This is a genomic window from Bacillus sp. SIMBA_005 (assembly GCF_046535585.1).
GTDB classification, from domain to species: Bacteria; Bacillota; Bacilli; order Bacillales; family Bacillaceae; genus Bacillus; species Bacillus pumilus.
Genome location: NZ_JAWRWI010000073.1, coordinates 1 through 392, shown reverse-complemented (window position 1 = coordinate 392; position 392 = coordinate 1). Strand labels below are relative to the sequence as shown.

The window sequence follows — 392 nt, the reverse complement described above, 5'->3', positions numbered from 1 at the left end:
GTGAACGAATTTATCCTGCTTCTTGGTTTCAAAGGAGAGATGATTAAGGAATATTTCTTAGATTATGACTGGAAGAATCACAGCATGACGCTGGACAGCTCTACCGGAGAAGTGCGGATATTGGGAACATCCGAGCCGTGGAAAATCACTTTTTTAGACACGGGGGAACACACGCAGACAGCGGGGCGGCTTTTACAGGCGAAGGACATCATCGGTGATGAAACCTTTCTTATGACGTACGGGGACGGACTGGCGAACATCAACCTGTTTCATCTGATCAGCTATCATCAATCAAAAGGGGCTGCGGCAACCGTCACCGGTATAGAAAAGACCTCGCAATTCGGAACGCTGACGGTTGAAGACGGTATGGCGAAAAGCTTTTCTGAAAAAAC

The 392-nt window shown here is 47.4% G+C and carries 1 protein-coding gene; it reads left to right on the top strand.

Annotated elements, in window-relative coordinates; translation table 11 throughout:
* Positions 1-392, top strand: a 392-nt coding sequence (locus SB660_RS19150) for a sugar phosphate nucleotidyltransferase (protein WP_410583802.1), incomplete at both ends; no start/stop codon positions are given.